Annotated in this window: 17 protein-coding genes; 2 read left to right on the top strand and 15 right to left on the bottom strand. The window is 42.0% G+C overall.

Features of this window, described 5'->3' with window-relative positions; translation table 11 throughout:
- Nucleotides 1–397 precede the first annotated feature (397 nt).
- From JQM82_RS05865 to ilvD, 3 genes are all read right to left on the bottom strand, one after another.
- Nucleotides 398–1,384 (bottom strand): ornithine cyclodeaminase family protein, encoded by a 987-nt coding sequence (locus JQM82_RS05865; protein WP_235249120.1) that lies wholly within the window; start codon nucleotides 1,382–1,384, stop codon nucleotides 398–400.
- A gap of 31 nt (nucleotides 1,385–1,415) precedes the next feature.
- A complete protein-coding gene (locus JQM82_RS05860; protein WP_235249119.1) occupies nucleotides 1,416–2,297 on the bottom strand; it encodes a permease in 882 nt (293 codons plus the stop codon).
- Nucleotides 2,298–2,361: 64 nt separating this feature from the next.
- Complete coding sequence (ilvD, locus tag JQM82_RS05855) at nucleotides 2,362–4,041, bottom strand: dihydroxy-acid dehydratase (protein WP_235249118.1); 1,680 nt, start codon at nucleotides 4,039–4,041, stop codon at nucleotides 2,362–2,364.
- A 276-nt stretch (nucleotides 4,042–4,317) separates the two neighbouring features.
- Between ilvD and JQM82_RS05850 the strand changes: the two genes are divergently transcribed.
- Nucleotides 4,318–5,187 (top strand): LysR family transcriptional regulator, encoded by an 870-nt coding sequence (locus JQM82_RS05850; protein WP_235249117.1) that lies wholly within the window; start codon nucleotides 4,318–4,320, stop codon nucleotides 5,185–5,187.
- A 193-nt stretch (nucleotides 5,188–5,380) separates the two neighbouring features.
- Here the strand turns inward: JQM82_RS05850 and JQM82_RS05845 are convergent, their stop codons facing one another.
- The 12 genes from JQM82_RS05845 to JQM82_RS05790 all read right to left on the bottom strand — a co-directional run bounded on the left by JQM82_RS05845 (nucleotide 5,381) and on the right by JQM82_RS05790 (nucleotide 18,434).
- Complete coding sequence (locus tag JQM82_RS05845) at nucleotides 5,381–6,691, bottom strand: IS1182 family transposase (RefSeq protein WP_235249116.1); 1,311 nt, start codon at nucleotides 6,689–6,691, stop codon at nucleotides 5,381–5,383.
- Nucleotides 6,692–6,786: 95 nt separating this feature from the next.
- Nucleotides 6,787–6,972 (bottom strand): transposase, encoded by a 186-nt coding sequence (locus JQM82_RS05840; RefSeq protein WP_235249115.1) that lies wholly within the window; start codon nucleotides 6,970–6,972, stop codon nucleotides 6,787–6,789.
- Nucleotides 6,973–7,134: 162 nt separating this feature from the next.
- Nucleotides 7,135–7,989 carry a KilA-N domain-containing protein gene (locus JQM82_RS05835; RefSeq protein WP_235249114.1) on the bottom strand — a complete coding sequence of 285 codons (855 nt, stop codon included), beginning with the start codon at nucleotides 7,987–7,989 and terminating at the stop codon, nucleotides 7,135–7,137.
- Nucleotides 7,990–8,063: 74 nt separating this feature from the next.
- On the bottom strand, nucleotides 8,064–8,339 hold the full coding sequence (locus JQM82_RS05830) for a hypothetical protein (RefSeq protein ID WP_235249113.1): 276 nt from the start codon (nucleotides 8,337–8,339) through the stop codon (nucleotides 8,064–8,066).
- Nucleotides 8,339–10,030 carry a 23S rRNA (uracil(1939)-C(5))-methyltransferase RlmD gene (rlmD, locus tag JQM82_RS05825; protein WP_235249112.1) on the bottom strand — a complete coding sequence of 564 codons (1,692 nt, stop codon included), beginning with the start codon at nucleotides 10,028–10,030 and terminating at the stop codon, nucleotides 8,339–8,341. The genes JQM82_RS05830 and rlmD overlap by 1 nt, the downstream gene beginning before the upstream one ends.
- 21 nt (nucleotides 10,031–10,051) lie before the next feature.
- The gene (locus tag JQM82_RS05820; protein ID WP_235249111.1) at nucleotides 10,052–11,038 is read right to left on the bottom strand and encodes an NYN domain-containing protein; all 987 of its coding nucleotides are present in this window, start codon (nucleotides 11,036–11,038) and stop codon (nucleotides 10,052–10,054) included.
- A gap of 161 nt (nucleotides 11,039–11,199) precedes the next feature.
- Nucleotides 11,200–11,445: a DUF4366 domain-containing protein gene (locus tag JQM82_RS05815; RefSeq protein ID WP_235249110.1), complete on the bottom strand. Its 246-nt coding sequence runs from the start codon at nucleotides 11,443–11,445 to the stop codon at nucleotides 11,200–11,202.
- 114 nt (nucleotides 11,446–11,559) lie between these two features.
- Entirely contained in the window at nucleotides 11,560–13,794 is a 2,235-nt protein-coding gene (gene pcrA / locus JQM82_RS05810; RefSeq protein ID WP_235249109.1) for a DNA helicase PcrA, read from the bottom strand.
- Between the two features lie 36 nt (nucleotides 13,795–13,830).
- Entirely contained in the window at nucleotides 13,831–14,220 is a 390-nt protein-coding gene (locus JQM82_RS05805) for a DUF3783 domain-containing protein (protein WP_235249108.1), read from the bottom strand.
- 86 nt (nucleotides 14,221–14,306) lie between these two features.
- Entirely contained in the window at nucleotides 14,307–16,199 is a 1,893-nt protein-coding gene (locus tag JQM82_RS05800; RefSeq protein ID WP_235249129.1) for an ABC transporter ATP-binding protein, read from the bottom strand.
- Between the two features lie 14 nt (nucleotides 16,200–16,213).
- Complete coding sequence (locus JQM82_RS05795; RefSeq protein WP_235249107.1) at nucleotides 16,214–17,962, bottom strand: ABC transporter ATP-binding protein; 1,749 nt, start codon at nucleotides 17,960–17,962, stop codon at nucleotides 16,214–16,216.
- The gene (locus JQM82_RS05790; RefSeq protein WP_235249105.1) at nucleotides 17,955–18,434 is read right to left on the bottom strand and encodes a MarR family winged helix-turn-helix transcriptional regulator; all 480 of its coding nucleotides are present in this window, start codon (nucleotides 18,432–18,434) and stop codon (nucleotides 17,955–17,957) included. The genes JQM82_RS05795 and JQM82_RS05790 overlap by 8 nt, the downstream gene beginning before the upstream one ends.
- 207 nt (nucleotides 18,435–18,641) lie before the next feature.
- On the opposite strand from JQM82_RS05790, the gene JQM82_RS05785 reads away from it, so the two are divergent.
- Nucleotides 18,642–18,904: DUF1836 domain-containing protein (locus tag JQM82_RS05785; protein WP_235249104.1), on the top strand; the 263-nt coding region annotated here is incomplete at its 3' end.

Raw genomic sequence — 18,904 nt, 5'->3', positions numbered from 1 at the left:
TAACACTCTCCGTCTAATCGATATTAGTTATATTTAATATATATTTATTTATTTTTTCTATATGTTTTCTCTGACCCAGGTCACTTCCGGCAAATCATGTTGTCATCTTTACAAAATAAAATTTACTGTAACTATCAAAGAATGTCCGTCCTCTGTTTTTGCAGTAGTTATTCTCAGCAGTCCTGATATCTCAAGCGGTGAAGATTATACGATTACCGTAGGATCTGTTTCCGGTACATTCACAGCTGAATAAGACACAAAAAACAGGCCGAAGCGTTTGCTTCCTGCCTGTTTTTTGTGTCTTGAATCACTTCCAGGAGATATGATTTTTTATTTCGGGGTATTTGAATCATCTGGAAATATGCAAAATATCTTTTTCACTTTAACTATCTAATCATTATTTCAGTTCTGTTCCAATTCCGAGTTCAACCGCTCTGTCGTAGATTACCTTCGCAGCACAAAGATCCTGGGCTGCAACTCCAACAGTCTCATATACGATAATTTCCTCATCATTTTCTCTTCCGACAATCTTTCCAAGAGATACATCACCAATATTTCCTGTAATATCGGACTCTGAGATAATCCCTTCTGCCATTGGAATCAGCAGGTCTCCTGTCTCTGCAAGTGCTGCACTTACAGAATCACAGTAGATCTTGCTCGTTCTTGGAAGCACTGCAGGATCCATCTCATGTTTGTGCGGCTCATATGTTCCTACACAACTGATTGTACATCCCGGTTTAATCTTTGTTCCGTCAAATACCGGCTTCGGTGAAGGAGTAACCGTAATAAATACATCTGCATCAACAGTTGCATCATCAGCACTGTCAGCCGGTGTAATTTTCGTTCCATAATGACCAAGTTGTTCACTCATTGTCTGACAGAAGTTTTCCAGTCTCTCTCTGTTCAGGTCATAGACCTTAACTTCTTCAAGATCACATGCACAGATCATTGCCTCAAGCTGTGTTGCAGCCTGTCCGCCCGTACCAATCATTCCGCCGATCTTTGCGTCTTTTTTAGCCAACAGCTCAAATGCCACTCCTGAAGAAGCACCTGTTCTTAACTGTGTAACATAATTACCGTCCAGGATAGCCTGCACATACCCGGTCTTACCATCAATCAACATCGTCTGTGCCGGTGCACTGATCAATCCCTTTTCAATATTTTTTGAGAAAATATTAATTACTTTCACTGCTGCCGCATCCAGACTTTCTGCATAAGCCGGCATAAACAGGAATTCCCCTTCTGTCTTTGGTGCCGGAATCTTTACTCTGAGCGGAATATCAACGGTATCCTCTGCCACCATCTCAAATGCATTCTTTACAGAAGCAATAATTTCTTTCATGGTGATAACCTTACTGATATCTTCTCTTGATAAATATAACATACCACAATCTCCTTTTAACCTGTTTTATTTGTTATTTTGCTTTATCTTTTTTATTTGAAATAATAAATGTAACTGCCATATAAATAAGTACAACTGCAACGATATACGTCAGGATGTTAACCGGCATGGATTTTACAATGTAGTATGCTGCCAGTACACCTAAAATACCGGTCACGCTGGCAATCAAAGCTGCCTTACGATTATATCTTCCTGCCTTAATAAACTCCATACTTGCAGGTGGCATCAACAGTGCACAGGATCCCATCATGATCGGGAAAGCTACTGTGATGTTCAGTCCCATCAATGCACAAAGTGCCATACATGGTGCATAGAGACCAACGCCTGCACACATAAGCATTCCAAGAACAAAGTTAATGATAATGGAAATGATCAGTTTCCCGCCTGCAAGCGCGGTTGCTTCTCCCATCAGACCGAATGGACCGAATCCGTTCACCTTACACACCAGAATCACTGCTACACATGGAAGTGTAATAGAGAGAATGGTACGGATCTTCTGTACCGGAAGATGTGCAATTACTTTTCCTCCTACAATACCACCAAGCATTGCCGCAATCAGCATGGAGAACAATGTAAGCGTATCCACATCAATAACCGTCATAAAAAGAAGCGCTTCAACGATAACCGGAATACCAAAGATAACATTTCCATTTCCCGGAAGTTCTTCATCAGGACTCAGTTTCGTAAATTTAAAGAATGCAGCCTGTGTTGCATTACTTCCAACTCCCAGTGTATCAAGCAGGTTGAGTACGAATCCCATAACCGCGTATGCTGCCTTTTCACCCATGGGAACTTCGCTAAGCTTTGTTCCGCTTTTCTTATAATCTTTAATCAGCGCAGCAAACAGCCAAATAACAAACAACACCATTATAACACGAAGTACGAAAATAATCATGTGGTTCTCCCTTCTCTCATTATTATAATATGTATAATCTTAAATCATTTTCTCAAAAACTCTCTTATACGTGATGATAATTATAATTTGCATCCAGATCCCATGGTTGCATAGCACCACCCTGCTCTGCAGGCCTGCAGTTCTCTGCATATATCTTAAGTACACCCTTTTCCTGTTTGAGCGGCGGACGTACCCAGCTCTTTCTTCTCTCTGCAAGAACCTCATCTGATACGAGAAGATTAACAGTACCACCGGCAATATCCATCTCAATCTCATCGCCGTTCTCGATCAATGCAATCACGCCTCCGTCATAAGCTTCCGGAGAGACATGACCAACAATGGCACCATAGTTAAATCCGGAGAAACGTGCATCTGTGATCAGACCAACACTCTTATGGAGATCCTTTGCAATCAGTGCATCGATGCTGAGCATAAGTTCTTTCATACCAGGTGCGCCTTTACAGCCTTCGTAACGGATTACGATAATATCACCAGGAACGATCTCTCCTGCCATAATTGCATCATAGGCCGGCTGATCGCCTTCAAATACTTTCGCCTTACCCTTGATATACATAACTTCCTCAAATACAGCCGTAGGTCTTACGATTGCTCCTGCAGGAGATATGTTACCGCGCAGGATCTTAAGTCCAGGCTCCTTTGAAACCGGATTATCCAGAGAATGGATGACTTTGTTAGTCTCAGGCTTCACTGTTTCAAGAATATCTCCCCATGTATTTCCATACATCGTAGGTGCATCTGTATGAAGCTTTGACTCAAGCTGTTTCATAATTCCCTTTACGCCGCCTGCATAGTGAAGATCAACAACCGTATACGGACCGCTAGGTATAACTGCATTAATACAGTATATTTCTTTTGCATATTTTTCAAAATCAGCAAGTGTCAGCTCAATTCCAAGCTCATACGCATAAGCCAGAAGATGAAGTACTGCATTGGTAGAACCTGCAACTGCCATATCGAACATAATTGCATTTTCAAGAACATCCTTTGTAATGATATCCTTTGGTGCTCTTCCCTCTTTTGCCATTTTTACCATATACTTGCCCGCAGTTCTTGCAGCTCTGAGTCTCGCATTGTCAGATGCCGGAATGGTAGATGTTCCCGGCATAACAAGATTCAAAACTTCTCCAAGCATCTGCATTGTATTTGCAGTTCCCATGGAAGGACATGCACCAAATGACGGACACACACTTTCCTCCATTTCCAGAAGTTCTTCTTCACTGGCACCTGAGAATCTGGCTGAATCAAGGTCTGCTTCAACAACTGTCTTTCCACAATAGTTACCAGCCTGCATGGATCCACCGGTCACAACCATAGCCGGAATGTCCAGTCTGCATGCTGCAAGATAACATCCGGCAATGATAAGATCACAGGATGCCACACAACAGATTGCATCAAAATTGTGCACTCTTGATACGAACTCAATTGACATTGCAACAATGTCTCTTCCAACCTGTTCGTATTTCATCTCATCCGCACCATTTGCAACGTTTCCACAAGTTGCAGGAATTCCAAATTCAACCGGAATACCGCCTGCCGCCCAGATTCCTTCCTTTACTGCCTCTGTTACCTGACGTAAATGTGCAGTTCCGGGGGAACCTGACATATATGAATTCGGCACGCCGATATGAGGTTTCTTACGAATATCCTCATCTGAATATCCTGCTGCCTTCATCATAACTCGACGATGAGCAGTCTCTACTCCGTTCCAATAACTGTAGCCCATATTTTTCCTCCTCCGTGGTTCAAGACACTTCCTCCTGCAGCGACAGGAATTGTTTCCGCGTCCGATCCATTTGACAATTGATTATCATTTTCCTACTCTCATCATACACATATTTTAATGTAAGAAAAAGATACAAAAACTGATCATAACATTCATTTTTTTTAACATCTTGACAAACCGTCTTATCTTTCGTTATAAATGAAGTATATCTAACAACATATATTAAAATTTGTAACATTTACTTTCGTTTTATGAAAAAGCAAAGGAGCGACCGCTATGAATAAATACAAAGTGATACTGACTGTTTATGAAGAGCAAAGTATCTCTAAAGCCGCTGAGAAGCTGAACTATACCCACTCTGCAGTCAGTCAGACCATCAAAGCCTATGAAAACCGACTGGGAATTACGCTCTTTCAGAGAACCAAACAGGGAATGGTGGCAAACCCCTACTGCGAAGGCATCTTCGATTCCCTGAAAACGGTATGCGCTGAGCTGGATCATATGGATCACATTGCCAGAGATCTCCAGAGTATTGACCATGGCAAAATCCGAATCGGAACCATCCAAAGTGTTGCATACCACTGGCTACCTGATCTCTTAAAAGACTTTTCCGAAAAATATCCTCAGGTGGATTTTTGCATGTCTGTAGATGGATTTCAGGGATTACATAAAAGACTGGAAGAGAAAGAGGTGGATTTGATCTACACAACATCTGTCGCAGCGAAAGGAATCACGTTCATCCCTCTTTTCAAGGACGAGATGATGCTTGTCACTCCACTGAACCATCCTCTTGCGGACAGATTATGTGTTCCCTTTGCAGATATCAAACATGAACCTTATATTCTCCCTTCTGATGAACTTGACTATGAAACGGGAGAGATTTTCCGTCAAAACAAGATCGTTCCGCAGATTCGCTATCGCCTGAACGATGACTATGCCGTACTGAAAATGGTTGAACAGGGATTCGGGATAACGATTCTCCCCAAACTTCTGATCCTAAATGCTCCGTTTGACATATGTGTCAGACCATTTGCAGAACATTTCTATCGCACGATCGGAATTGCATTTAATCCCGTGGAAGGTATGCCACGTGTAATAAAAGAATTCCTGAACCACGTGAAAGAATATGCAAATAATTTAAACTAAGGGATTATTGCAAACTATTGCACCAGTAAGATTTAGAAATCAAGTTATCTTCATATAAAAAGGCTTGTGCTAAAAGGTATCATACATTTTTGCGAGACTATGAAGAAAAGGACCTGTTGACAAACTCACTTTTTCAGTGTTTATTTCTACATGTTTTTTGAAATGACATAAAACAGCTGGTAAATTCGGTTATTCAAACCGCTTTTGCCAGCCGTTTTAGATTTAATGCCGTTGCCGATAAGAGGCATTCTTCTATCGCTTTCTGAAGGCCTCTTTTCTGGATTTTATTCAATTTATGTTCTCGTTTTAAAACTGCGAATGTTCCTTCTGCCCATATCTTCCTAGGCCTCATGACCCTCAGATAATCACTGGTCCCTACTTTTTTTCTATTTCGATAAAAAGAGGGATAATAAGCACTCGCATTGATTCTGACTGTACCGAGATCTGTGGCACAGGCTGAAAAATCCGGGCAGTTTTTACATTGTTTTTTTGAACGGCTATATAAACGGTAATAGTTCTGCGTTGACTTTTTATAAATTAATTTCTGAAATGCTAAATATTCTCCCTGTCTACATACAAAGCGATCTGTTTCGTCCTCATAACAGAATCCCTTTTTCATTGCATTGTTCTGATATTCACGTATAGCTGTATAACCTTGGACCCCTAATAACTCCAGCCCTCTGTGTATCGCTCCTATATCATATCCACCATCTAATCCAATTTCCTGATATTTACAAGACTGTCCTTTCAAATGGTCCAGGATAATATCACTTTCCCTCTGGTTAGCTGGATAACAGTCCACCCCCGTAATAATGTCATGCCTGGTATCCACTGTCATCTCCGTCAGATAACCCAGCCCCTTTTTACGAGCCTGGTGGATATAACCACACTCTGGATCTGTCCGGCTTTTTAAAGATTCTTTCTCTTTTTTTACATTTTCCGGTTCTTTATAACCAGGCATGAATGAAAGCTCTGCTTCCAATTCTTCCATATATTTTACAGTGGAACGTTGGACCGTCTCAACCGCCTCATAGCGGCTTTCCCAAGACACATTGGACGGAAGGAATGAACCATCAGCAACACCAGTTTCTCCCGATACGATCCCAAGCTCTATACACTTCAGTACGATCTCATTAAAAATTTTCCGGAATATGCCGGCCTCTTGAAAACGTCTTTTTCTATTCTGGCTAAACGTTGAGTGATCCGGTACTCTATACATAAGATCAATTCCACAAAACCAGCGGTAAGCAAGGTTAAGAGATACTTCCTCTTCAAGTCTCCGCTCTGATTTGATCCCATAAAGATAACCAATCAGCAGCATTTTTACCAGAACAACAGGATCGATAGATTTTCTGCCAACATGGGAATAATAGGGGGCTGCCTTTTCGTATATAAAATCAAAATTTACACAGTTTTTAATCCATCTCAGAAGATGATCTTCTGGGATCATAGAATCTATGTCAAGAATTACCATCTGGATTTGTCCGCTTTGTTTTCCCATCATAAATAATGACCTCCTGCAATTGATATAATAAGTATACCATACAGAAATTCATTTCTCTCTAGTTTGTCAACAGGTCCAAAGTTTCACACTCTCGCTTACCATAGATTGCTATTGTGGCGATCAAGAGCTGTTTCTCCATGTGCTTTGAAAGCTGCATTCCATCTTTTTACTGTACCAAGTACAATGTCATATTTCTTTTCTAGAGAATAAAAAGAAGCTCCCTCTTCATGTTCCTTTAACACCTTCAATTTGAATTCCTTGCTATATTTCTTTTTAGACATAAAAATACTCCTCATATGATAGATTTTGGATATTTCCATTGTCTACCATATGGGGAGCATATCAAAATACGCTACTTTTCGCTATTCATTTCTCTTTCCTAGACATCAAGCAGACCGTCTCAACGATATTACCCTTTTCCCACAAGATATCCCTATTTTAACCTAATCTTTCTGTGAGATTGTTCCCAATCTCGGGAGATTACTTAAACTCACTGTCTCCAATGTCTGTAACTGCTGTACTGTTAATTGACGCAGTAATTCCATTCGTTCTTTCTGGCTTTTCCCCTGATTGATCAAAATAGCATTATAACTTTCTAAATTCGCAAGTACTAGTAGTTGATTCAGTGTTGCTACATCCCTCATGTTTCCTTTCACAGACGGATGTTCATCTTTCCATTGTTTTGCTGTCTTTCCAAAAAGGACAACATTCAACATATCTGCTTCGTTCGCATATGTAAAAGAAATCTGAGCTGGTGTTAATTCTGGCGGAAGCAAGTTCTCTTTAATTGCATCTGTATGTATCCTGTAATTTAGCTTAGAGATTTCTCTATTTAAATTCCAGTTCAAAGATAATCGGCTATTTTCATCAGTTTTTAATCTTCGATAATCTTTCATAATATACAACTGGAATTCCGGTGAAATCCATGTAGCAAACGACATGGCAATATCACTGTGAGCATAGGTACCACCATAACGCCCTGCTTTTGAAACAATACCAATTGCAGCAGTTGCTTCTATCCACTTCTTAGGTGACATTGTAAATGCATTTGCTCCCGCTTGCTTTCTAAACCCCTCGAATTCGAGGGGTTTAAAATCAGGATTATGAAGTCTTTCCCATAGTCCTAGAAATTCTATCACATCCCGATTTCTCATCCAATTTTGAATAACCGCTGTTGGATCATCGCTCTTATACCGAGCAATATCTGTCAATGAAATAAATTCGTTTTCAAAATCCTGTGTGTAAATTCCAATATCTATTCCGTTCGCATGAAGCGTATCTTTAATTATTTTCCCCATTTCTCCTCCTGCAATCACATCAAAATTTTATCAAAGAATCATAATCACTGTCACTTTTAAGAAAGTTCTGTTGACTAACTATCTTCGTCTTCCCACATTCCCCGATATGCTTCAATATAAAACTTAATACAACCAGGATATGTATACAAATATCTTCTGCACACCTCTTTATACAATCCCAATATTTTTTCATCACAAGCAAAATCCAGCAAATAATCTAACAAATGCGACAATTCATCTTCTGACACAGTTCTGCTGCATACATCTTTAACTAAAGGGCAATATACTTCGTATGCATTCTGATTAATTTGGATTACTGGCTTTGCAAACTGATAAATTCTTTCATCCATTAAATCACCCCAAAATACTTTAATGCATCCTTTATCGATTCTACCTTCTCCACTGTCGGATGCCTTCTCGGCTGTTTCAACTCTTCTACCATATTAGGTGCATCATACATCGGCAATCCTAAATTTCTTTTTACCTCTGCGATATATGCGGTATGTACTTTAAACCCATATTTCTTTTCCACATACTCTTGTATCATTTTATATGTAGCTTTTGGAACAGGCTGATGTTGTTTTGCTCGCTCCACAATCTTATCCAGTGGTACTTTTCCCTCACCATCTCCAAATTCAACCGTTACATTAATATGGCTATCCGGTGACTTGTGGGACAAAAGTACTACCGTCTCAACATGCACCGTATTCGGGAAAAGATCCACGCATGCGATTCTTTCCACCTGGTACCCTCTTCCCTGCAGCATCTCCAGATCTCTCGCCAGGCTGGTCGGCTTACATGCGATATACACCATCTTATCCACACCAAAGTTGGTGATCTTCTCCAGCGCCTTCGGATGCACCCCGTCTCTTGGGGGATCCAGCATAATCAGATCTGGAACTTCTCCCAGTTCATCAATGACTTTTAACACATCTCCTGCCCAGAAGGTACAATTTTCAAGTCCGTTTAATTTTGCATTTTCCTTTGCAGCTTCAACAGCTTCTTCCACGATCTCGACTCCAACGACTTTCTTTGCAACCGGCGCCAGAATCTGTGCAATCGTTCCGGTTCCGCTGTACAGGTCAAAGATAACTTTATCCTTTGTCTCGCCGATATATTCTCTTGCGGTCTCATATAGGACTTCTGCCCCCAGAGAATTTGTCTGGAAGAACGAAAAAGGCGTAATCTTAAATTTCAGACCCAGAAGTTCCTCATAGAAGTAGCTCTGTCCATAAAGGATGACGGTTCCTTCATCCTTCACCACATCCGCCACACTGTCATTCTGTGTATGCAGAATTCCGGCAATCGTTCCATCCAGCTTCAAAGTGAGAAGGCGATTTTTCCAATTCTGCTCAAATGCACTGCTTCCATCTACGGCATGCTCAGTCGTTGTTACCAGATCTATCAGAATCTCTCCTGTCTTTATGGCCTTTCTGACCAGCAGATGCCGGAAATATCCGGTATGACGCATCCGATGATAATACGGATATCCGGACTCTTTTGCACATTCCAGTGTGCATACCAGAATCTTCCGATAATCTTCATCTACGATCTGGCAGTCAGACACATTTACGATATCATGAAAACTTCCCCGCTTATGCATTCCCAGCGCCATTGGTCCATCTTTATATTCATCCCCGAAAGAAAATTCCATCTTATTGCGATATGCCTGTTTTAACGGGCTTGGTTTGATACCTTCCCAGACATATTCCCCATCTACCGCTTCGTCCATCATGGCTTTTACCTGAGTCTCTTTCATCTTCAGCTGCTCTTCATAGGGCATGTTCTGATAGGTACAGCCTCCGCACTGACCGAAGTGCGGACATGCAGAGTTTATTTCAAGCGGTGATTTTTCAAGCACCTCCAGAAGGTGCCCTTCAGCTTTTCCCTTCCGGATCTTATTGACAGAAAACCGTACTTTCTGCCCGGGAATTCCGTTCTTTACGATGACACACCGCTCCTCCTCCGGAAGATATATGATTCCTTTATTCGGAAATTCCACTACATCAATGATGCCTTCATATACTTGTCCCTTCTTCATATCATGTATCCTTTCCTTCTTCTATTGCTTTTCTTCTCCGGCTCTTCTGTGACTGAGTCTTGGCTTGTGCATATCTTCCTGTTTCTTATATACCGCTTTCAAGATGGTACCATCCTGTTCTACCTTTACATGTTCCAGACTTTTCACGTATTTATTGAACTGCGAATATCCATAATCGCTGATCTTGAACTCTTTGAACTTTTCATATATTTTATTGCCCAGAATGCTGAGTTCGATTCCGGTTTTCCCGGCCTTTTTCAGAAGAGCAATCACATAACCATCTATACTTTCTTTCATATCACGGTCTTCCCGAAGCGCCACAGACACAATATTGCCATGTTTCACTAACTGAATCCTTGAAAATTCCTCCAGAAATTTTGACAGCATGTTATAGCCATAGCTTCGTACATCAAAATCCGGATACAGACTGACCAGACGGCTTCCCACTTCACCCAGCCCGGTGGCTTTGTTGTTATCCTGATTCTCGATTACCATCTTGATGATCGCATCTTCGATCTTTTCCTTACTCAGCTTGTCATGTGATTCTTCACCTTTGGACGTTCCCGGATTCTGCTCATATAACAGATTTTCCAGGATCGTAAACTTATCACAGGCTTTGCGAAATGGTTCCGGTGTCTTATTCTCACCCATTCCTATCACAATTTTTCCACTTTCTCTTAACCTGCTTACAAGTCTTGTAAAATCACTGTCACTGGATACAATACAGAATCCGTCAACATCATTCGTATACAGGATATCCATTGCATCTATGATCATTGCAGAATCTGTGGAATTCTTCCCCTGTGTATAGCTGAACTGCTGGATCGGCATGATTGAGTTGGTCAGAAGCTCATCCTTCCAGCTGGAATGCTGTGTGCTGGTCCAGTCCCCATAGATTCTTTTATATGTGATCACTCCGTACTTTGACAATTCTGTCAGTATCGGCTTGATATACTTTGCCGACACATTATCTGCGTCAATCAACAATGCAAAACACTGCTCTTCCATCTTTCTCTCCTTTTTATTCCCTTCTGATTATCACTCTCTGCCTGTCACATTCTTTCGGATATATGGAATTTCAAGACAAAAGCAGGTCAGATGACCATTTCATGCCAGATACGGTTCCAACCTGCTTTTATTCATGCATATTCAATTCTTTTCTTTACGAATTAAGCCTGGTCATCCTCGCTGAAGAAATCATCGTCGAAATCATCATCAAAATCATCTTCGAAGTCTTCCAGATAATCCGGTGTAAAGAAACAATATACGGCATAAGCAATACCTGCAACAGCTGCAACCGCACCTACAATAGCGAGAATCCAGAGAACGGTCTTTCCGTGCTTATCTTCTTCCTCTCTTTTGCTCATTAATTCACTCAGCTTTGATGCTGCAATAATATCCTCTACCTTACTCATGCTTCCACATCCTTTCTAATGCTCTCCGGCAATTCAATTATTAGTCTTATTATACCATCAACCCGGTCGGATTACTACAATTTTAATCAAAAAAACTATCCTTTTATTCCAATTTTATATCTTCTGCAGCCTGGCAAATGCTGCAAACATCTTCTTGGTTCCGGGGCCGTCAAAGTCAACCGTTACCTCATAATCTCTGCCGCCTTCCACAACTGCCAGGACTGTCCCTTCCCCAAATTTGATATGGCGCACACGGTCTCCCACGCCGTAGTCCAGCTTTCCTCCCTTCGGTGTTCCAAAACTCTGTGTCGGCTTCACCGCTGTAAATGCCTTTGCCCGGAAAGCTTCTCTTGCCTGCACATAAGCTGCTTTTTTCAATTCTTCCTCTTTTTCTTTCCGGAATACAGCTCCTGTTGCCAGAAGTTCCATCGGAACTTCTTTTAAGAAACGGGACATCTTGTTATACTGTGTCTCTCCGCGCACCATCCTTCGCCTTGCACAGGTCATGGTCAGTTCTTTTTCAGCTCTTGTAATTCCCACATAACATAAGCGCCGCTCTTCTTCCAATTCTTCCGGATCATCTGCCGTGATCGTCATATAACTCGGAAACAGCCCATCCTCCATGCCTGCCAGATACACATGCGGGAATTCAAGTCCCTTTGCACTGTGAAGCGTCATCAGCACCACATAATCTGAATCTTCATCCAGACTGTCAATATCAGCCACAAGCGCCACCTCCTCCAGGAAACCACTTAAGGTTGCAGGCTCGTTCTGATCCTCACACATCTCTTCATAGGCAGCAATCTTACTTCGAAGTTCATCAATATTCTCAATCCGGCTTTGTGATTCTTCCGGATCTCCTTCTCCCATCAGAGACTCTACATATCCGGTCTCTTCGATGACCTCCTGCATCAGATCCGAGATACTAAGATCCTTTGCATCTGCTTTAAAATGCTCGATCAGAGCCACAAACGACTCGAGTTTTGAGACACCTCTTCCGATATTCGGAATCAGATCTGCCCCCTGCAAAGCTTCATAAAATCCAATTTCCCGGGAAGCAGCATATTCCTGCACCCGGTTGATACTGGTCAGTCCGATTCCCCGCTTTGGAACATTGATAATTCTCCTGACAGCCAGATCATCTTTACCGTTATCTATCGTTTTCAGATAGGACAGCAGATCCTTGATCTCCCGTCTGGCATAGAAGTTAATTCCACCTACAATCTTATATGGAATGTTGGCCGTCACAAACTTTTCTTCAAACATACGGGACTGCGCATTGGTGCGATACAAAATAGCATGATCATGATAAGATCCGTCTCCCTGATCCACATGTTCCCGGATATCCTCCGCTATGTATTCCGCCTCATCATACGCCGTATCAAACTGACGGAACTGTATCTTGTCTCCTTCTCCGTTGTCGGTCCAGAGTGTCTTGTCTTTTCTTCCCCGGTTATTACGGATTACTGCATTGGCAGCATTCAGAATATTTCCAGTGGAACGATAGTTCTGTTCCAGTTTAATCACCTTTGCATCCTCGAATTCCTGCTCGAAATTGAGAATATTTTTAATGTTCGCTCCCCGGAATTTATAGATCGACTGGTCATCATCACCAACCACACACAGGTTCCGGTATCTGGAAGCCAGCAGCTGAATCAGACGAAACTGTACCGTATTGGTATCCTGATACTCATCCACCATTATATACCGAAAACGTTCCTGATAGTATTCCAAAACATCCTTCTGTGTCTGGAACAACTGAACCGTCTTCACCAGAAGATCGTCAAAGTCCAGGGCATTATTGGCCTTCAGCTGCTTTTCGTACTCTTCATACACTTCTGCAATCTTTCTCCTGCTGTAATCACCTTCCGCCTGCAGACGAAACTCCTCCGGTGTGATCAGCTCTTCTTTGGCATGAGAAATGGCAGCCATCAAAGCACGTTCTTTATATATCTTTGTATCCACCTGCAGAAGCTTACACACATCTTTCATCAACGTCTTCTGATCGTCTGTATCGTAGATCGTAAAATTCGTATCGTATCCCAAAAGTCCAATATGTCTTCTCAGAATCCTCACACACATGGAATGAAATGTGCTGACCCAGATACTCTCAGAACCATATCCTACCAGGCGGTCCACTCGTTCCCGCATCTCTCCGGCAGCCTTATTGGTAAATGTTATTGCAAGAATGTTCCACGGATTGACGCCCTTTTCTTCAATCAGATACGCGATACGGTGTGTAAGTACACGGGTTTTTCCTGATCCCGCTCCCGCAAGTATCAGAAGCGGTCCTTCTGTATGAAGCACCGCCTCTTTCTGCTGTTCATTTAATGTGTCATATATGCTCAATCTTTCTGTTTCCTTTCTATATCATCTATACCTTTTCTATTCCTGTCCCCTGTTCTTTTCTGTCATATACCTGTGTTCCTTTGCTATCTCTTCCTGCAGCTCCAGAGAAGTCCAGCTTCTGTTATTCGGTGTGACCATGGCCTTCAGATCCACCTTCACTCCCTCTTTTCGCATCAGGAACAGTGCTTTATCCAGCATTTCCTCCGTTGCCGCATGCATGACGAGCATCTCCGTATCAAATCCTGCGCCTTCATAATCGGCAGACGCTTCTTTTTCTTCATCCATTCCAACCAATATTCCAATCGGCTTCAGGTACTCCTTTTTTTCCACATGACGGACTCTATATCCCAGATATCCAAAGATCATAGTGATCTTTTTCCCCTTTTTTGTGCCCTTCAGGTTATAACATAATACTGTTGATTTCATCTCAGATATCCCCTTTTTCGAATGTCTGTTTCCATTATAGTTACTTTTCACCTGTCGCGCAATATACATTTTTAGTCCCACTCTTTTTATGCACTGATCGCATTTCCGGTATACAATTGGTAATATCTTCCCTTCTCTTCGATCAGCTGATCATGTGTTCCCCGTTCAATGATTCTTCCCTGCTCCAGAACCATGATACAGTCAGAATTCCGTACGGTTGACAGACGGTGTGCAATCACAAATGTCGTTCTTCCGTGCATCAGCTTATCCATACCGTCCTGTACAATACGCTCGGTTCTGGTATCAATGGAGCTTGTCGCCTCATCCAGAATCAATACCGGAGGATCTGCAATTGCCGCACGTGCAATTGCAAGAAGCTGCCTCTGTCCCTGGCTTAAGTTCGCTCCATCACCGGTCAGCATCGTATCATAACCATTGGGAAGTCTTCGGATGAATCCGTCCGCATTGGCAAGTTTCGCTGCTGCCTCCACCTCTTCATCGGTTGCGTCCAGCTTGCCGAACCGGATATTCTCCTTCACAGTTCCGGTGAACAGATGTGTATCCTGCAGAACAATTCCGAGAGAACGCCTGAGATCCCCTTTTCTGATCTTATTGATATTGATTCCATCATAACGAATCTTGCCCTCCTGAATATCATAAAACCGATTGATCAGGTTGGTGATTGTCGTTTTTCCGGCTCCGGTAGAACCGACAAAAGCAATCTTCTGTCCCGGCTCTGCATACAATTTTACATCATGAAGTACGATCTTATCCGGATCGTATCCAAAGTCCACCCCGTTAAAGACTACATCCCCCTTCACTTCAACATAATCTACACTTTCATCTGCCTGATGTCTGTGTTTCCACGCCCACCTTCCGGTTCTTTCCGGACACTCTGTCAGTTGTCCGTCCACTTCTTTTGCATTGACCAGAGTCACATACCCCTGATCTTCTTCCACCTTTTCGTCCATCAGCCGGAAGATTCGGTTTGCACCTGCCATAGCCATGACGATGGAATTCAGCTGAGTACTGACCTGATTGATCGGCATGCTGAAACTCTTATTAAATGTCAGAAAACTGGCAAGTCCTCCAAGCGTGAATCCACCGATATGATTCAGCGCAAGCGCTCCTCCGACAATGGCACATACAACATAACTGATATTCCCTATCTGTGCATTGATCGGTCCCAGAATGTTGGCATATGTATTCGCTTTATCCGCACTGATATACAGCTGATCATTCAGCTCCTTAAAGGCTTTTTTATTCTCTTCCTCATGACAGAATACTTTCACAACCTTCTGTCCATTCATCATTTCTTCAATATACCCATTCACGGCTCCCAGATTCTTCTGCTGCTGCAGGAAATATTTCCCGCTTAATCCTGCCGCTTTTTTCGAACAATATACCATAATTCCGACCATGAACAGTGTCACTATAGTCAACGGAATATTCAAAATCACCATACTGACAAATACACTCACGATCGTGATTGCACTGCTGATCAGCTGCGGGATACTCTGGCTGATCATCTGTCGGATTGTATCGATATCATTTGTATAGACAGACATGATATCTCCGTGCGCATGTGTATCAAAATACCGGATCGGAAGCTTTTCCATATGTTCAAATAATTCATTTCGAAGATTCCGAAGCGTTCCCTGTGTTACATTTACCATAATCCGGTTATATAAATAAGTTGCCAGCACACCAACTGCATAAAATGCTGCTACTTTCGCAATTGCATGGGCAAGCGGCGAGAAATCCCGTTGGTCTGTAAGAAGAAACGGAGTTATATATTCATCGATCAGATTTTTAGTAAACATGGTTCCCTGTACATTAGCTATAACACTGAGGATAATCAGAAATACAACCGCTATACAGCGAAATTTATAATACTGAAGTACATATTTAAGCAAACGCACGAACAGCTTTCCAGGATTTTTCACCTGTGATTTTACACCTCTGGGTGTACGATTCATCGCTCCTGCCACGATTACTCACCCTCCTTCTCATCAAAATCTCCACCACCCCTGGTCTGTGATTCATAGACCTCTCGGTAGATCTCATTACTTTTCAGCAATTCCTCATGCGTTCCAAATCCATTGATTCTGCCTTCTTCCATTACAATAATGCGATCCGCGTATTGAACACTGGAGATTCTCTGTGCAATAATCAGCTTGGTCGTATCCGGTATCTCTTCCCGGAACGCCTTTCTGATCTTTGTATCCGTCGCTGTATCGACTGCACTGGTACTGTCATCCAGAATCAGTATCTTCGGCTTTTTCAGAAGAGCTCTTGCGATACACAGTCTCTGCTTCTGCCCTCCTGACACGTTGTTTCCTCCCTGCTCGATATGTGTATGATATCCATCCGGAAACCTCTGAATGAATTCATCTGCACAGGCCAGCCTGCAGGCTCTCATACACTCTTCATCCGTCGCATCCTGATCTCCCCAGCGAAGGTTATCCAGGATACTTCCCGAAAACAATACATTGTTCTGCAGGACCACTGACACCTGATTGCGAAGTGTTTCCAAGTCATATTCTCTGACATCTTTTCCTCCCACCAGGATCGATCCTTTTGTCACATCATATAGCCGGCTGATCAGATTCACAAGACTCGTCTTGGCACTTCCGGTTCCACCGATAATTCCAATCGTCTCACCGGATACGATCGTCAAATTGATGTTCTTCAGTACCGGCTCTTCACTGTCCTTTTGATAAGCAAAATCGACATTTCGAAACTCAATACTCCCATCTTCGACCTCCGTAATCGGATCTTCCGGATTATTAAGATCACAGGTCTCATTCAGTACCTCTGAGATTCGACGTATACTTGCAATACTCATCGTAATCATAACAAAAACCATGGACATCATCATCAAGCTCATCAAAATATTCATACAATATGTAAGCAGACTCATGAGTTCTCCGGTCGAAAGTGTGGAAGCTGTGATCATCTTTGCTCCAATCCAGCTGATCAGCAGGATACAGCTGTATACAGTAAACTGCATCAGCGGCGCATTGTATACCAGATTCATCTCTGCCTTCACAAAGATACGATAGATATTCTCACTGGCCTTCTGAAACTTCGTTGTTTCCTGTTCTTCCCTGACATAGGCCTTTACCACACGAATCGCAGATACATTTTCCTGTACAGAAGCATTCAGATCATCATATTTGGGAAATGCCTGCTGAAAATATCGGGATGCGTTTCTCATAATCGCAAACAATATCGTTCCCAGTACAAGAACCGCAATCAGATAGACTGTCGCAAGCCTTGCATTAATCGTATAAGCCATGATCATAGCGCATATCATGCTTGCAGGTGCCCTGGTAAACATACGCAAAACCATCTGGTATGCATTCTGAACATTCGTGACATCCGTTGTCAGACGCGTAACCAAACCGGCTGTACTAAACTTGTCAATATTGGAAAATGAAAAAGTCTGGATGTGATTAAACATCGCCTCTCTTAAATTTTTTGCCAGACCGGTCGATGCTTTCGCGCCAAACTTTCCTCCCATCATTCCGGCAAACAATCCAACTGCGGCAGCGATGATCATAATTCCTCCAACTCTGTAAATATGATCAAGATCCCCCGCATTTACTCCGTCATCAATGATAGATGCCATCAGATACGGAATAATCATCTCCATGATAACTTCCAGGATCATAAACATCGGGGTTACTACAGATGCTCTTTTATATTCCTTTACTTCATTTAAAATCGTTCTAATCATCAGGTTCCTCCTTCCTTTCGTCTTTCCCTGTATATTTTTCAACATTATCTGTGATTTTCCGGATCACCTCATAAAACACCTGAAGCTCCTCCTCAGATATTCCATCAGCCAGTTCCTCCTCAATATGATCGATCAGTTTTCCGGCGGTTTCCTGGCTTTCGATGCCTTTTTCAGTCAGAAGCACCTTTTTCAGTCTTGCATCCGATGCGACTGACTCACGCCTTACATATCCCTTTTTCTCCATCAGCTGAAGCAAATTGGTCACCGTAGATCTTCTCACAGAAAACAGCTTCTCTATATCCTTCTGATATACATCTTTCTCTCTATTTTGATACAGATATCGTATGATCCATCCATGCATCATTGTAACTTCATCCAGTCCTGCCTCTTTTACATGTATCGCCAGATATCTGGAAAGCTTTCGGTCTAATCTGTGAATCTCCGGCCCGATTCTCTTGTCTTCCAGTTTCATATCTCATCCTCTTTTCTCTGCTTTTCATCTATTACTCATTCCAAATTGTTAGCAATCGAATTGTTAGCTTTCAAACATATTCTATCATGCTGTTATGATCTGTCAAGTAACATATGATAAAAACGATCTCTCAATTACAGATCCGCGAAAAAAATCACTTGTCATATAGTTTTTAAATCTATATAATAATATCATTGAGGTGATTCTATGACAATTGATACAAAAGACTTACTGAACAGCATACTATCCAGCATCTCCCGAATTGAATATGTGAAACTGAATGATATTCCCAATATAGAACTTTATATGGATCAGGTGACTACTTTTATGGAAAAAGAGCTTAGCTCTACCAAACGCTATGAAGAAGATAAGATTCTGACCAAGACCATGATCAACAATTATGCAAAAAATAATCTTCTTCCGCCTCCGGTAAAGAAAAAGTATTCGAAAGAACATGTTCTGATCATGAT

The sequence above is a fragment of the Faecalicatena contorta genome (assembly GCF_021531995.1).
Classification (GTDB): Bacteria; Bacillota; Clostridia; order Lachnospirales; family Lachnospiraceae; genus Dorea_A; species Dorea_A contorta_A.
Note: the sequence above shows the minus strand (reverse complement) of the source record. Positions and strands in the feature narration are given on the sequence as shown.

Excerpts from the sequence above, each read along its gene's own strand:
- JQM82_RS05865 (WP_235249120.1), bottom strand. The coding sequence starts at position 1,384 with ATGTTATATTTATCAAGAGAAGATATCAGTAAGGTTATCACCATGAAA.
- JQM82_RS05860 (WP_235249119.1), bottom strand. The coding sequence starts at position 2,297 with ATGATTATTTTCGTACTTCGTGTTATAATGGTGTTGTTTGTTATTTGG.
- ilvD (WP_235249118.1), bottom strand. The coding sequence starts at position 4,041 with ATGGGCTACAGTTATTGGAACGGAGTAGAGACTGCTCATCGTCGAGTT.
- JQM82_RS05850 (WP_235249117.1), top strand. The coding sequence starts at position 4,318 with ATGAATAAATACAAAGTGATACTGACTGTTTATGAAGAGCAAAGTATC.
- JQM82_RS05845 (WP_235249116.1), bottom strand. The coding sequence starts at position 6,691 with ATGATGGGAAAACAAAGCGGACAAATCCAGATGGTAATTCTTGACATA.
- JQM82_RS05840 (WP_235249115.1), bottom strand. The coding sequence starts at position 6,972 with ATGTCTAAAAAGAAATATAGCAAGGAATTCAAATTGAAGGTGTTAAAG.
- JQM82_RS05835 (WP_235249114.1), bottom strand. The coding sequence starts at position 7,989 with ATGGGGAAAATAATTAAAGATACGCTTCATGCGAACGGAATAGATATT.
- JQM82_RS05830 (WP_235249113.1), bottom strand. The coding sequence starts at position 8,339 with ATGGATGAAAGAATTTATCAGTTTGCAAAGCCAGTAATCCAAATTAAT.
- rlmD (WP_235249112.1), bottom strand. The coding sequence starts at position 10,030 with ATGAAGAAGGGACAAGTATATGAAGGCATCATTGATGTAGTGGAATTT.
- JQM82_RS05820 (WP_235249111.1), bottom strand. The coding sequence starts at position 11,038 with ATGGAAGAGCAGTGTTTTGCATTGTTGATTGACGCAGATAATGTGTCG.
- JQM82_RS05815 (WP_235249110.1), bottom strand. The coding sequence starts at position 11,445 with ATGAGTAAGGTAGAGGATATTATTGCAGCATCAAAGCTGAGTGAATTA.
- JQM82_RS05805 (WP_235249108.1), bottom strand. The coding sequence starts at position 14,220 with ATGAAATCAACAGTATTATGTTATAACCTGAAGGGCACAAAAAAGGGG.
- JQM82_RS05800 (WP_235249129.1), bottom strand. The coding sequence starts at position 16,199 with ATGAATCGTACACCCAGAGGTGTAAAATCACAGGTGAAAAATCCTGGA.
- JQM82_RS05795 (WP_235249107.1), bottom strand. The coding sequence starts at position 17,962 with ATGATTAGAACGATTTTAAATGAAGTAAAGGAATATAAAAGAGCATCT.
- JQM82_RS05790 (WP_235249105.1), bottom strand. The coding sequence starts at position 18,434 with ATGAAACTGGAAGACAAGAGAATCGGGCCGGAGATTCACAGATTAGAC.